Below are 15,131 nucleotides of genomic sequence, written 5' to 3' on the forward strand. Positions count from 1 at the left end.
GCTAAATTACCCCTACTTCCTTCACTCAATTTAGCTACACCTCTCAGGCTAGTCGACCTTGGGGTTTAAAGTCAAGTAATTTGTCATAAAATCCCCTATACTTTCTAATGGTTTTATATCCAAAAATTTAAAATTTTCCCTTTACTCACAATAAGTAAAGGGTTAAATTCCTCCTCCATAGTTTTATAAAATTTTCTTCTGTGAATTGAGAATAATATTCCGAGCCTTGCACATTTTTACCACTCTCGCCAACCACCTATTAGTGGAAAATAAATCCCTAATCTTATTGGACGGAAATCTATCTGCTGCATGGCAGTTGCATAACGATTGAGTTGATCCTGATAACGCATCTGCTCTCGGTCTAAAAAATCTTGAATATCGGAGCCCTCGTGACTACTTGTTTTATAATCTATTATCCATCGGTTTCCATTTGAATCACAGAAAGTTCTGTCGATCACCCAAGTCATTGACACATTATCATCGATGCCAGTGATCTTTAATTCATTTTGTGCAAATTGCTGCAGACCCAGGATCCATTGCCCGCGTTTATCGTTAACTGCGTTCGTCAACGCTAGCATGATACGTTCGACTGCATAACCTACTTCCTTATTATTCCCACTCATACCATCGGTTAACAAATTCTGTTTAAACTGATCTTTCAGCATTTCTATGCGTACAGTATTCCAGCCATGCATTTCATCCTCTGCAATTTTCTGCAACCATCGATGCACAACATTACCCACATGGCGAGCCATTTCACTCGCCCATGAAAATTCTATTTCTACTTGTATTTGTTTACCGCCATATGACTCTTGCCAAGCTACTGATTTTGGCGCATCCGGAAAAACCCATTCTGACCTCAATCGATAGATACTTTGATTATCTATACTTTCGATATTTTTTTCACTATCCCTAGCAATCAACTGATTGCACCCAGATACGGTACTTTTTTCTAATGCATTAACATAAATTGAATGCACAGGTAACCATAGCCTGTTTAGCAATGCCCCGGTGACTGGTTTTTTGAGTACTGTTTGTCCATTAGTATCTGAAGTCAATCCGACATGACCCAATAAATGCAAAAAATTTTTTGCACGTGTCGCAGCTACGTAGAGCAAACGATCGGCTTCGAATTGCTCCTTGTCTCGATCCAGTTTTTCCATCCATAAATAGATTGAATCAACTTCTGCTCCTGTTTCCTGAATCGGTGCAAGCAATAGATCGGAAACCGATACGCTCTTCTCATCGAAAACTTCGTTATGCGGCTGCTCGATCCATTTCAGCAACCGTTTATCGTTATTACGTGGCGCTCTCCCAAGCCCAGGTACGATCACCGTATCAAATTCAAGTCCCTTGGCTTTATGGATCGTCATGATCTGTAGGGTATCATCCGCATCCAGATCTGGTGAGGCATACAGTGTAGTCAATCCCTTTTCGAAGCTTGCCAAATCTTGAATGTCACCGGCTTTTTCCTGATCCTCAAGATAATCCAAATAAATCATGGCATCATCCAGGTAATTTGCCATGCAATGCCCGTTTTTTTCAACTGGATTCATACAACCCGGACCACCTAACGCTTGCCAAATTGCCTCTACTGTCATGCGCAAGGATCGGCGTTGTCGATGATCCATACAAGGTTTCAGTATTTTTCCCACTCTGCGTATGCGCGCCATCGCATCGGTTGAAATACCATGCCAGTGATTCTCATCACACATCAAACCCCATACAGTCATTTCTTTGACAATCACACCACAATCATCTTCATTCCTTTTTATACTCGCTAACGCAGCAATATCCCGGAGCAAAAGACCGCACCAGGGTGCCCTTAACAATGCAAACCAGGCAAGGCGATCAGCCGGATTTATGAGTGCACGCGTAAGCGTCAGCAAATCCTGTACCACTGACTTGTGATACAACAATTCAATGTCAATAGCGCGAAACCGTAATCCGGCTTTTTTTATTTGTCCGACAATTTCGTGTAAATGACTACGATTACGTACTAAAATTGCTATCGTTCCAGTTGGGTTATCACGTCGCGTTTGCGTGATAATTTCCACTACTTGCTCGGCTTCTGCAACATGATTTCTTTCAAAAAAAGGATATAGCTTTACTGCATTGCCACTAAGCCGAGCATGCGTCGCAATCGAATTACTAAAAGCCACCGCACCTGTTGCAATATCTTCGCAATTGGGCATGATCTGTGTAAAAGCAGCATTAATCCAATCAATGATACCTTGCTGTGAACGAAAATTGGCTCTGAGCGTGATCGGCTGTAATGCAAGATGACCAATCCCTGCACTTCGCGCTTGTAAAAAAAGGCCTACTTCCGCTTCACGAAACCGGTAAATGGATTGCATGGGATCGCCCACTGCAAACAGGCTACGCCCGTCCTCAGCTTCCCAGCCGGCAACAAGTTTCTCGATCAACTTAAACTGACTGATTGAAGTATCCTGAAATTCATCAATCATCAAATGCTTAATGCGATAGTCCAGTGCCAATGCCAGATCTGTTGGTGATTCAGAATCACCGAGCGCAATCAATGCACGCTGCGCTATTTCTGAGAAATCCACATAACCGCTGGCTTGAAAAATAATATTGAGTTGTGCAACAGCATATGGCAAAAGTCTGGTTATTGCCCCTAATACTTCCCATTGTTTATCGGAATAACAAGCCGGTGGAAGTTGTCGCATATCGTGAAGCGCTTGCCGGAATTTATCCTCCTGATTAAGTGACTCAATCAGAATTTCTAGCCGATTCTTCCAGACTTTCGCTTCGTCTTTTTCAGTCTTTGAATTACCAGGTGGAAATCCTTCGCTGATAGAAATTCTTTTTCTCCACCCCCCCTCTTTGGTCAGCAATAATTCAGCAATACCGAACCAGTGCTCAACATCCGCCGTCGATAATGTTTCTAGTCGATCACAAGAACTAATCTTCGATGGCTTGGCTTCAGAGGAAAGCAAATTCGTAGCAGCATAACGCAGCAATGCCAGCAATTCATTGTGCATTGCCTTTGGAAATAGCCGAAAAACATAGCGCAATGCGTTACCGCGTGAATTTTGCAGTGATGTTTCCAGCTCCTCTCGGGTTCTGCCGTGAATATGGCGCAACCAATGATCGCGCCGCGACAACATTTCAGCGAGCAATGTTTCGATGCGCGCTATATCGTTATCTAAATGCTCAAGTAATCGCCTCACATCATCAGCAATCACATGGTTTTGCTCTACCAATTCCAACGTAGCCCGCGCTGCTTCAAGATAGAAATCGGAAGCATCCTCGATTGTTTCAGGTTGTGCACCAAATTTTGACAGCATCGGCATTTGCCGTGTCAATGAAGCACATAATGAATCAATCGTTTGTATCCGAAGCCGCTCCGGATTTTCGGCGATATGCCAGCCTGCCTGAAGATCTCGTTGCAAAACAGCAGCCGACAGCTCGCGATTCACCTTCTCATAGGCAGTTTCAGCATCAGTAGACTTCTTCTCCACTTCGAGCGCTGCCAAAACTCGTGCACGCATTTCTGCTGCGGCTTTCCTGGTAAACGTAATCGCCACAATTTCTTCCGGCGCATCAACACAGGCCAGCAATCGGAGATAGCGCTGAATAAGAAGTGCGGTTTTTCCCGAGCCTGCCGGCGCCTGCACGATAAATGATTGCACAGGATCCAATGCGCGGTAACGCTCATCGGCATCAGGAATGCACGCAGAATCAACCATTCTCATTATCCTGTTCAATGCGCTTCTCGCCAATCCGCTCATGAATCCGGCAAAACAATTGCATATCGCAATGTTCACAGGTTGCCGGAAAATTCTTTGGATCTACTCTGGCATCTCCATTGCAAAAACCCTCCGCAAGTTCCATCAAATGTTGCTGCCATGCCGCAATCAACTCCTCCCAAGAATCGAATTGTTTGCATGCATTTATTTGCGAGAATATTTTCACGCCTGGCAACATATCTGGATCTCGTATAATCGCTGAAAATCCCATTTCCCCTCGCTTAACAGCAGCGAATGCAACGCCTGCAGCCTGCTGCTGTGCTTCGGTCATTACCAGATACAATGGAAGTTGCGGCTCATCCAGACGCTCTCCGAGCATAGTCAGAACGGATTGTTTCCGGGTTTTGTAATCAATCACGATATGCTGCCCGCCCTCCAACTCATCGACTCGATCCAAACGTGCATTCAATACCAGTTCGCCTATCTGGATGGCGCGTTTTTCTTCGGTTGCAATGACAGTAAAAGGACTTCGCTTCTTTTCCTCATCCAGCCATTCACGCACTAAACGTAAAAGGCGCCTTTGTTCAATCTGTGCAAACCGGCCTGAAAGCGCAATCGGTCTATATTGCTGCATCTGTAAAATTGCTTTGTCTGCTGCACTTGCCAACAATTCTTCAAGGTCAAGATCACTCGTGGTATCGAGCGCATCTTTGGTTTTCAGTTGACTCCATAACTGCGCCAATACCTGATGCACTAATGTGCCGCGTTCCATTGCATTTAAACCGGCATGCGGTACATTCAGGCTTTCGATTAACAATCGGTGCTTAGCCCAGGCGCGAAATGGGCATGCAGCATAATCTTTGATCACAGCTGTACCGCCCCTGATACCTTGATTGGCAATTCCCTGTTCCAAGGGCAGCACCTGGCTGTCTTCTATCTGCTCCAGCTCGCAGGATTGGATAATGAGATCACGATGCTGCGAAACAACAGAAAAATCTCGTTTCGTTTCCGGTATTGATCTAATCAATGGACTGGGTTTTAATTCATGTCCATCACGATCGTCACTATGTTTGGGGTAACTTAGGATCACTTCTTTCGCGTTGGATAGCCAACCATTTGTCAATTTTCGACAGTAAGCCAGTGATTCCAGTGTAGACCCCAGAGGTAACTTTTCCCGACGCTGCAACTCCAGTGGTAGGAATGGATTGGGGTTGGCACGCAAGGGCCATTGTTCATCTGATAAACCCATTACCCAGAGATGATCAAACGTCATCCCTGCCGCTTCCAACACCCCGAGAATCTGAATAGGCACTTCGGGTGTTTCGGGTTGAAACAATGTATCGCTTGCCATTTGCCTTAGGCGACTGGTCGCTTCAAGATAACTGACTTTTGCGCAGACAAGGTCCAGTTTCGCAAGATCCGCAACTAACGCCTGCCATTTTTCTAATGTTTGGTATTCCGTGGAATCCAAACTGCGCTCTCCAGGAAAACCTGAAATCTGCAGTACTTCATAAATAATTTTGGCAAAAACGGCATGGCTCTCTGATCTGGGGAGTTTTGTTTGACGAAAGGTGACTAATGCTGACAAGCGTTGTAGCAGGATCGGACAATTTGCTTGTTCACCAGCTTGCTGCACGAGTGTTATCAATCGATCCAGAGTGATCACAGGTTCGGCATAGCGCCGAATACGTGCGTCTAGTAACGCGCGTTGTGTCATTTCCGTTTCTCCACCAGCAAAAAATGGAGACCGTAGCCAATGACTTACACGGCTAAATTCCATTTCTTGATCCAACAATTCCAGGCTTGTAAAAGCTGCATCAATCAGTGGATAAGACGTTAGCGCCAAGCCCAACGAAACATTAAATGGCGCAACTGGCCGCACAGCACCCGGTAATGCAAATCTTATATCCGGATACATCACCGCATTAAAAATGCGGATCAGTGTGCTGCGGTGACTGGACAGCGCAGGGACCACGATGCCGAGACGAACTGCATGATCCGCCTCTTCGATTTTGGACCGCGCCCACACTGCCGCCTGAAAAATCTCTTCACGACTGCTCACATACTCAATGCGCCAGGTACCATCCAGCGCCAATGGACGCTTAGCTGCCGGATTGGCTATTACGACCTCGCATCCAGTAGCGATCAGTTTCTTTAATAAAGTGATTTGCTGCGGCGTAAAAACATCAAAACCATAGCAAACCAGAGCAGATGGTTTTTTTATATCCAGGTATTCGTATTGCTCTGTGATCAGATCACAAATACGCGCCCGGTCTGTTTGCCGGTTACGAGCCGTTTTTTCCTGATAGGATTTCGCCCAATCCAGAAATGCTTTACCATCTTCATTCGGATAAAAATCTTTCAGTTTTGGGATAAGCTGCCATGCATGTGCCAGTTGCCACGCTTCCTGAACACATTGCGCAGTCTGTGAAATCCTCAGTAATGTTTTTCCTGCTGCAGAAGATTGAATAATCGATTCCCACAGAACTTGCTCCTGTGCTGCGGACAGCAAAAACGGCAAAGTGGATATTTGCTTGGTATACAGCGTATCGAGGTAAATACGCTCAATTAAGGTTATAAATGGCAGCACATCAGCAGAGTACCAAACCGCCAATTTTAGTCTGATTTGATCCTGATTGAATTCTTCTTTAAGCGCCAATGCAAGCCTCCGGTTTGGTGTCACAACCGTAGTACCGGCACTTATGCGCTTAAAAACCTCACTAAAGGGGATTTGCGGGAATAGTGAGAAGTCAAACATGCGGCATCTAAATTACCGCAATCCTTATTAGCGTTGCAAATACTTCAGTTTATCCGCAACGCTCGCCCAATCGTCCGCATCAGGGGGGGCGTCTTTTTTCTCAATGATCGGCCGCCATTTTTTTGACAACTCAGCATTCAGCTTGATGAAATTTAGCTGCTGATCAGGCACATCATCCTCGGCATAAATTGCTTCTACCGGACATTCTGCAACACATAATGTGCAATCAATACACTCATCGGGATCAATGACCAAACAATTTGGCCCTTCGCGGAAGCAATCCACCGGGCATACATCCACACAATCTGTATATTTACATTTAATACAATTTTCGGTTACTACATAAGCCATGACAACTTTTCCTTGCTTGACACTTTTATAGAATTTCGCATTTTAGCAGAATTCTAACAAACAACGCCATCATCAGAACTACTGAAACTACATAGTCGATCCTGCGAAACGTTTGAGAGCCCTATAAATGTTCGAATTCGTACAAATTAGCAAACGCCGAAACCCCTAAGAAATTATAATATAGGCATCAAAACCGGATGGAATTAGGGAAACTTAAATGCCGACCGATGACTTTTTCCATGCGCGTCCAGACCAGATGATTGACCTTCACCCCCCTGACGGTGTTGGCAAATCAATTGCCGTGGATTCAGATCGAAGCAGCACTTACACCAGCTTTTTAGCGCAAGAACAATTAATTTAAAATATTGAAATTAAGGGATTTTTGGCACAATCCAAGTAATTTCTGTTGGTGGCGTAAGTGCTGCGAGGCGGCCGCGTTTGCCGATTCGGTTAATGGCCTCCTTACTGTATCTGAAACACGCATTCAATCTGAGTGATGAGGAACTGGTGATCCGCTGGTCCGAGAATGTGGTCTGGCAGTATTTCAGCGGACCGGTGTACTACAACACCGAAGCTGCCCTGTGATGCTACTCAGATAGGTCGCTTCCGCACTGCTATTGGTGAGCCCGGTGTTGAAAGGCTTCTGAAAGCAACAATTGACGCTGCCGTGCAGGCGAAGATGGTCAATCCGGCTGGATTCGAACGTATCATCGTCGATACGACAGTCCAGGAAAAAGCGATCGCGCATCCGGTGGATAGTCGCTTGCTGGAAATTGCGCGTAGCAAAATCGTTCAAGCGGCCAAACGGAGTGGTATTACCTTGAAACAGACTTATGCCAGGGAAGGCAAGGAATTACGCCACAAAGCCGGTGGTTATTCCCATGCCAAGCAATTGCGTCGCATGCGAAAAACCGTTAAGCGCCAACGCACGATCCTTGGTATCGTGCTGCGAGAGGTCAAACGAAAATTGGCGATGGCGGAGCTGAAGTGTTCCGCATTACTACAACATCTGAACACGCTACTGGAGCGAGCGCAGCAGATTCACAAGCAGCAACCGAAAGACAAAAACAAACTCTACGCACTGCATGTCCCGGAAGTCGAATGCATCGGCAAGTACAAATCACTGACAAAGCCGCAGCGACGTTGGCTTAGGCACCAACAGGCCTTGGAGCCTGCGATTGGGCATTTAAAGTCGGATCACCGAGTGGACCCGCTGCCGGTTGCAGGGCAAATTGAGAGATGCGCTCCATGCTGTGCTGTGTGCGGCGGGATACAACCTGCGCTGGCTGAAGAGGGCAGTACTCCACTTGGGGCTAAAGGGTATTTTGTTGCGCTTTGCGTTACTTCAGTTGATCAACCGCTAACGCGCAAAACAACCATTTATCTGCGAAGCTTACTTATAATATGCCTGTCATTGCTAGGACTAAGTGAATTTTGCAGGGGCGACAAAGTAGCCAATTTTAGAAACTGACTTGAGTCAGATGGTTTCGTTTTGCCTCAAAACATAGATTTCACAAAAAATCATACATTTGATTTTTCGGCAAATGTTGTAAGAATTAGCGAGAGGTACTGCATTGACTTTAAGGAAACGCTCAATGATCTGCGTTCCATTGACTTCAACTTTGCCGCGGTAGTCGCGATCGTATACAGCTTGCTTGGCGGCTTTCTCGCGCGAAATCTCTACATAACGCAGGATTTCTGGTAACGTATTGCTGTCATGCAAGTTCTGTTCGTAACTGACGAAGCCGACGATCAGATTACCTCTTTCGGTACTGGCGATCGATGCCTTGCTGCCGTACTCATATTGATCCGCTCTACACCTTGCGCGCCTATGCGCTTACGAAAATGCACCAGCTCCGTGCTATGGCAAGGCAGCTTCTGCTGAAATTCTCTTTCATGCCACAAAAAGCTTGGTAATAAGGATTACGCTTCCACTGCATTACTACCAATTCGTCACTCAAACTCTCTAACTGCTTCAGTATCAATAACCCAACCATCAATCGGATCGGCTTACTCGGCGCACCTGTCGTTGCGGTGTAATGAATGGAAAATGATTCCTCAAATCTTGCCAGGGTATCGCTGATGCAAGCTTTAGCAGTGGATCATTGGGATCAAGTATCAACAAATCTGTTCCAAACAAAGGCGGTCGATGAATCGTACTGCTACGTCTTAGCATTTTTAATCACCATTTCGACCAGAAAACACATGGATATTTTAATATTTCCGGTCGTTATGATCACTAAGAATAAGTGAATTGATAAATAATATCAAGTTCTTGCAGATATTTCAGGGTCGACTACCTAGACAATGAACCTGACGTAGCACAATCTCGTAAATTTATCCGCAGAGCGAGAGAGCCGACTGGTTTAGCGCGTATTACAAAAAATACTTATGCTTGGTTATCAAGCGAGCAAAGTCGGTGAAGCCCAGATCCATGCTATGTTTGCCGTCGCTGATATGGATGAATATGGAGTAGCCACGTGGATCAAGCAGCCTATGCATCTTAACTGTGGCTTTAGTGGAGCGAGAATGCGTCTACAGAAAGACACTCAAACACAGATCGATAGTTGTGGTGTTGAGCATGTAGATCACCTATTCCAACCAGACCGCAAAGCTGTCGCTGGCGTAAAGTTTTCTGGCTTTCTGGGTCTGCCACATTGCGAAATCCATGTCTATGCGCGGTCACGCTGTACGCTGGCATCGGCCAACGTACTCTTGGCGATTGCTCAAGCATATTGCAGGAAAATTATTAATCATCAGTATAGATCAAATAAAGTTTGATCTTGATGAGTAGGACAATTATGTAAGCTTTAGAATCTGCGTCAGCTTGAGATTTTTTACCTTGTGATCTTACCGCGGGATTATCTATTAAAGTACTCTGCTGAAAGCAAAGAGCATGAAGAGGGATTCTGGCCAAAGAAAATAATTACTAAAGGTCAGTCATGGCCACACGATCCTTTTTCCACGCTTTCGATAAGCGGTACTTCCTGTAAGTATTTCTGGCCTCGAAGACGCCGCCATAATGCTCGAAGGATAAATACCGGGTTTCCCACAACGTAACGGACAAACATCCTTCTCGGTTCTATGATAAGACGAAATAACCATTCTAAGCCAAGTTGGCGCACTCTTCTCGGTGCACGAGGCATAGTGCCAGAATAGAAATCAAGTAGCGCTCCCACACCAAGCAAAATTGGCACATGCAACCTATCGGCATTTCGAGCGATCCAAAGCTCCTGCTTGGGTACTCCCATCGCCACAAAAAGAATTTGCGCACCGCTCTCATTGATGGTATTGATCAAATTCACTTCATCATCCAGGCTAAAGTAGCCATCATGAATCCAAACGAATTCCAGGTTAGGAAATTGATTTCTCATATTGTCAGCACAGCGTTGCGCGATACCCGGACGCGCACCCAGCAGCGCCAATTTAATCCCTGAATTTGCAGCATCACGGCAGACCAACGGAAACAGATCCGTTCCGTTAACATTATCCTTAAGCGAGAAACCAGCCAGCTTAGAGGTCAGCCGCATGCCGCTACCATCTGCATACAACAAAGCTCCGTCTTGTAATACATTGAGATACTTAATGTTGGTGGCTGCTACATTAATGCAATGAGCATTAACAAAATAGATCTTCTGTCGCACACCTAACTTCGCATCGCAAACAATACTCGCGCTGGTATCAGCTAGTGTTTTGTCATCAATATTCAAGCCAAACAGAGAAATATGGTTCATGGTATTGTGTATTTTATACAATAGTTGGGAGTGCTTATAACTTTGTCCGAGAATAGTGCAGTCTACTGTAGAAAAGTTATTTTGATCATATTTTCCGATTATTTTCGTTAATTAAAACAACTATTCGTCTAAAATAATCGGGAAATAACCTCAAAGGGGACTGAATAAAACTCACTAATAGAATGGTATCTAAACCGTTTACCCAGCAGAAGTATCAGACCTTTGACCTGTCCTATATCCGCACTGCTATCATTTCTTTCGCGCAAAAAATGTTAAAAACCGAGCATGTTGACGCAGTCCCCGATTCAATAACGCCATATCAAGCGAGTTTAATGGCTTCACCAGCGCCAAGCCCGGCCCGTAGGCTAGAAGCATTATAGTCAGCACCCACCATGATCCAATCTCACCTTTAACCACCCAGCCTACGGTTGCAAGCAATATGGCCAGACCGAGCCCAGATAAAAAACCGAACCAGTCTAGGTTAATACGGCCAACCTGACGATTCAACCAAAACAAAGTCAGAGTACTCGTCAGCCATACATTTAACACTATTCCACTAGCTACTCCAAGCAATCCCCAATCTGAACCGACAATAACTGCTAACGGCGTCAGCACGTTCAAAATACTAAAGTAGCTTAATTGGCGAGTATATGGAAATATCTGCATAACCATGATAAGCAATTGACGCTGGCTGGTGGCTCCCAAACCCAATAACATCATCAGCATAGTCATACCTATATCAGAAAATTGACCGCTGCTGGCCAGTAATATAAGCTCGTCACCCGCAACGCCTGTTATCGCCATGAGGGCGGTTATAACAATTAGATTACTCTTCCACAACAGCGCCATACCTTGTTTAACCACGTTCACATCCCCAGCCACATAGCGAGAAATCAGCATAGGCCGGATAATATTGGATAGAAGGTTGGCAGGAAGATAGCGTCCGATAAATTTCAGTAACTGCTGCAAAAATGCGAACATACCTGCCACTTCGATTCCTAAGGTACGCGCCACTAGAATACGTAGCGCACCAGCACTGGAAATGGCATTTAGCAGGTTAAACCCTGCCATATATCCGGAGAAACTGACTACCTTGCGTACACCAATCCGGAAATCACCAGTACCGGATAAATTCCGCAATTTTCGTATTAAGAAGAATTCAGCCAACAAAAAACAAATCAGCGAAACAATCAAATCCACCCACAGTAATCGCTCCAATGTTAGATTATCAGCGACTACCAGCACTACCATTCCAGCGAGACGCCCCAAAGGCATAAGAGCATGCACCAGTTGTGACCAGCGCTGCTCTAGGAGGCACTCCAGCATTTCTGAAGCAAAGCGATAACCTATAACGGTGACGATGAGTCCCACTGCAAGGATAGTTGTATCTTGATGTAGCGTACTGAAGCCCATCCATACAGCGATATCTGACCAGAAAGCGGCAATTAACATCGCCCAAGCCACCATGATAGCGAAACGAACTAGGGTCATCCAGCGAACAAAGCATTGTAGAGCCCCCGGCGCTCCCCGTGTTGCCAACTCTGGAAGGAAGCGCCTTACCGCTTCAAGTATGCCCAATGAACATAGGGGCACCATCATTTCTACCATGCCCCACAAAACCATATAGGTACCGTAGTCTGCCGGTATCAATAATCGCACGAGCCAAAGTATAAGAATGAGAGAAGCTATCCCCTGCGCAGTTCGTCCTAGCAAAAAATGCTGGATGGCCTGGCGGAAACGTTTTCCGGAATAGAGATCGGAATTATTCAATCCATCGGTCCGAGTAATTTGCGGTATTGCGACTCCACCCGATCAGCGATCACGTCATATGTACGGTGTGCCCGCACCCAGTCCGGCCCCTTTGCTGCCATCATCCGTGCATACTCAGGATTTTTTAGTAGAGAGCATATTTCGTCAGCAAAAGATTGCTCATCCCATGGTATACAGCGCCCAACACCACTTGTTTCCATGACTTGGCATTGCTCCGGAAGTTCATTTGCAACGATGCATTTAGCCATAGCCATATATTCAATGAGTTTAGTTGGGGATGAAACCAAAAAGATAGGGATTGGCGCTATCGCAGACAAACAAATGTCAGCCCGCTTAACCAGTTCCCAAGCCTGCTCCATGGGCAAGAAGCCAGTCACGTTAACATCAACAGATAATCCCAGCCGAGTCGCCTCATCCTCCACCGCCCGTCGATCACTGGAGTGCTGGCCTTCCCCTACAAATAGCAAACGAGCATTTGGGTAGTGCAACCGCACCCGCTCAAGCACACGCACCAACATCTCTGACTGACGTGATTGCATAATGACTCCAAGGTGGAGTAGTAAGGGGGCAGTAGTACTCGGAGCAATAGCATCTTCAGCTTTACCCACCAGATCGGCGCGAACACCCATAGATACCGATGTCATCTTGGAGGTAGCAATGCCTTTCTGTGCTACATCTTGCTTCATACGTTCGCTCTGGACAAAAATATGGTCGGCCAGTGGTAAGATGATTTTTTATAGCAAAACCCAGATGATCTGTCCCTTAAGCCAAACCAGATGGCGATAAGCAACAAGCCGATTGCGTGCTTCATACAATTTGGATTCCGCAAATGGATACGACATCCAATAAACAAAACGAGCACCTGTCAGTCGTGCAGCTATCCAAGCAATGAGGCAGGCAAAAAACTTATCGCGTACCTGGATTACGTCGTACTGGCCTTTGAATGCCAGAGGCAGAATCATAAAATCCCCCAACATGCCTAGCATATTATTCAGTACTCGACCAAGCAAACCATTGCATCTGCTACGCGGCGTAAGATACACTTCATTACCCAACCAGTTTGTGGGTGAAGATATATTAACCGCATCCGGTCCCCGCTGCATCAGCCAGTCGACTCGATGACCCCGTGCTGGTATCTGCTTGGCGAACAACTCCACTACGTCTACCCGGAATGGTGGAAAACGATCCTCTGCAATGTAGAGCATTTTCATGGCAGTCTCTCTATTAACTCGCAACAAGAACTAAATATATTTTATTTCCAAAGTCTTGCATGCCGATTTTCCCCTGATCAAGTGGCCTGAATTTTTTGCGAGTTGCATCCGCCATCGCCCAACAATACTGTGTCAAAAAAGGCTGAATAATCCACTGCAGAATTGTCCAGCAGTTCCGAGATTTTCTTTGCACTAAGCGCATGCCGACAAAATGCGCGTCATATGTTTGGCTGTTTAAGCAATTGAGAAATGTGCCAAACCATAGTTATCATCGTGATGTAACCCAACGCAGTAAGGTTCGTCGTACTTATTGCCGTGCTTCCTTTATTCCCAAAATTTGCTCCAAGTAATTGAACATAAGTTCAGCCAATCAACACCAGGAATAATTCAATCCCCTTTTGCCATCAAAGAGATATCTGTAATCAGTAGCAACCTGGCTGTTTTCCATTCTTCATCGTTTATTTCTAATTTACACAACCAATCCACATGAATTGTTCATCTAGGAAGTACGTCATGATCTATTACATCTGATCAATACATCCGGAGTGATTTTCCACCATCCCTTTCCCCAGCCTCGATTCACCTTGTCTCCGGGGAGATAAAACGTCATAAAAAAGATATCTATTCTCGCCCGGCCGATCACTGATCGGCCCCCCTATAATGCCTCCAATTATCAATCAACTTACCGAAATTGTAAAATCTTCTGCTTTGTTTATACAAAATCTCTAATAGTCCTGATCGAATCCGATTATGAAATAACTCAAGATCGTTTTCTATCTTTTGGATCTCCTCAGTCCATTTGTGAGCTTCTGAATCGCCGAATCGATAACTTTGCTCTGCATTGGTACAACACAGATACCATGCATATGACTATCCCGCAGGGTTTAGTATTACTACGGTACATGACAGAGATGGAATAACAAGCTATTCCCTCGTTAATTTTTCTGACATCACAAACAAAAGAATCTGGTAAGATTATCTGGTACCAAGCTAATTTCGTTACTCTGACTTACTTGCCAATCCGCAACATATTTTACGATCGATTGAATCACGATATTAATAAATGCTTCCCGTCTAGGAACACAATTGGCGGTATTATTTACCGATCTCGATCGATTCAGGGAAGTAAATGATTCATTGGACACAGAATCGGCGATGCGCTGCTGATGAAAGCCGCAAAGCGGCTTAGCAATTGTGTTCTAGAAACGGATGCCGTAGCGCGTTTAGGTGGTGACGAGTTTACAATTATTTTAAATGGGATTAACAATCAGTCCTGTGTTGAAGCGATAATCCAAACGATCTTGCTGGAGCTGGCAACACCTAGAACAAGGGACATTTTATCCTGCAAAACTCATTGCTATTGCAGAAGAAACCAATCTGATTACAGATATCGGTGACCGGGTATTCAAACAGGCAGCCAATCCAGTCGTGCTGTAGCACGAAAATTTTGATATAGAATTACAAATCAAGTCAACAAATCCCCCAAACAATTTATTAAAATGTAATTTTTATTAGCATTGTTTACATCTTTTTGAGAGGATGTGAACATGAAAATATACAAAAGAACACGGTTAACACCACTTGATCGTGAAGA

General features: G+C 45.1%; 10 protein-coding genes and 2 pseudogenes. 3 read left to right on the forward strand and 9 right to left on the reverse strand.

Annotated features, from left to right (window positions below; all coding sequences use genetic code 11):
- Nucleotides 1–236 precede the first annotated feature (236 nt).
- The 3 genes from K2P83_RS04485 to fdxA are packed head-to-tail and all read right to left on the reverse strand — an operon-like array spanning nt 237 to nt 6,822.
- Entirely contained in the window at nt 237–3,713 is a 3,477-nt protein-coding gene (locus K2P83_RS04485) for a UvrD-helicase domain-containing protein (RefSeq protein WP_292926716.1), read from the reverse strand.
- Nucleotides 3,706–6,471, reverse strand: a complete 2,766-nt coding sequence (locus tag K2P83_RS04490; protein WP_292926718.1) for a PD-(D/E)XK nuclease family protein — start codon at nt 6,469–6,471, stop codon at nt 3,706–3,708. The genes K2P83_RS04485 and K2P83_RS04490 overlap by 8 nt, the downstream gene beginning before the upstream one ends.
- Before the next feature lie 27 nt (nt 6,472–6,498).
- Nucleotides 6,499–6,822, reverse strand: a complete 324-nt coding sequence (gene fdxA / locus K2P83_RS04495) for a ferredoxin FdxA (protein ID WP_292926720.1) — start codon at nt 6,820–6,822, stop codon at nt 6,499–6,501.
- Between the two features lie 217 nt (nt 6,823–7,039).
- Between fdxA and K2P83_RS04500 the strand changes: the two are divergent.
- Nucleotides 7,040–8,171: pseudogene (locus tag K2P83_RS04500) on the forward strand (IS5 family transposase); the annotation flags it as partial.
- A gap of 128 nt (nt 8,172–8,299) precedes the next feature.
- Here K2P83_RS04500 and K2P83_RS04505 read toward each other — a convergent pair.
- A complete protein-coding gene (locus K2P83_RS04505; protein ID WP_292926722.1) occupies nt 8,300–8,545 on the reverse strand; it encodes a hypothetical protein in 246 nt (81 codons plus the stop codon).
- A gap of 83 nt (nt 8,546–8,628) precedes the next feature.
- A pseudogene (locus K2P83_RS04510) lies at nt 8,629–8,998 on the reverse strand (transposase); the annotation flags it as partial.
- Between the two features lie 215 nt (nt 8,999–9,213).
- Between K2P83_RS04510 and K2P83_RS04515 the strand changes: the two are divergent.
- Complete coding sequence (locus K2P83_RS04515; RefSeq protein ID WP_292926724.1) at nt 9,214–9,603, forward strand: hypothetical protein; 390 nt, start codon at nt 9,214–9,216, stop codon at nt 9,601–9,603.
- Nucleotides 9,604–9,758: 155 nt separating this feature from the next.
- On the opposite strand, the gene K2P83_RS04520 is transcribed toward K2P83_RS04515, so the two are convergent.
- From K2P83_RS04520 to K2P83_RS04535, 4 genes are all read right to left on the reverse strand, one after another.
- A complete protein-coding gene (locus tag K2P83_RS04520; protein ID WP_292926726.1) occupies nt 9,759–10,556 on the reverse strand; it encodes a WecB/TagA/CpsF family glycosyltransferase in 798 nt (265 codons plus the stop codon).
- A gap of 249 nt (nt 10,557–10,805) precedes the next feature.
- Nucleotides 10,806–12,326 (reverse strand): hypothetical protein, encoded by a 1,521-nt coding sequence (locus K2P83_RS04525; RefSeq protein ID WP_292926728.1) that lies wholly within the window; start codon nt 12,324–12,326, stop codon nt 10,806–10,808.
- A complete protein-coding gene (locus K2P83_RS04530; protein WP_292926730.1) occupies nt 12,323–13,012 on the reverse strand; it encodes a glycosyltransferase in 690 nt (229 codons plus the stop codon). Before K2P83_RS04530 ends, K2P83_RS04525 begins: the two co-directional genes overlap by 4 nt.
- Nucleotides 13,013–13,060: 48 nt before the next feature.
- Nucleotides 13,061–13,537: a hypothetical protein gene (locus K2P83_RS04535; protein WP_292926732.1), complete on the reverse strand. Its 477-nt coding sequence runs from the start codon at nt 13,535–13,537 to the stop codon at nt 13,061–13,063.
- Nucleotides 13,538–14,703: 1,166 nt separating this feature from the next.
- Between K2P83_RS04535 and K2P83_RS04540 the strand changes: the two genes are divergently transcribed.
- A complete protein-coding gene (locus K2P83_RS04540; RefSeq protein ID WP_292926734.1) occupies nt 14,704–14,934 on the forward strand; it encodes a diguanylate cyclase in 231 nt (76 codons plus the stop codon).
- Nucleotides 14,935–15,131 lie beyond the last annotated feature (197 nt).

The sequence above is a fragment of the Nitrosomonas sp. genome (assembly GCF_019752415.1).
Classification (GTDB): Bacteria; Pseudomonadota; Gammaproteobacteria; order Burkholderiales; family Nitrosomonadaceae; genus Nitrosomonas.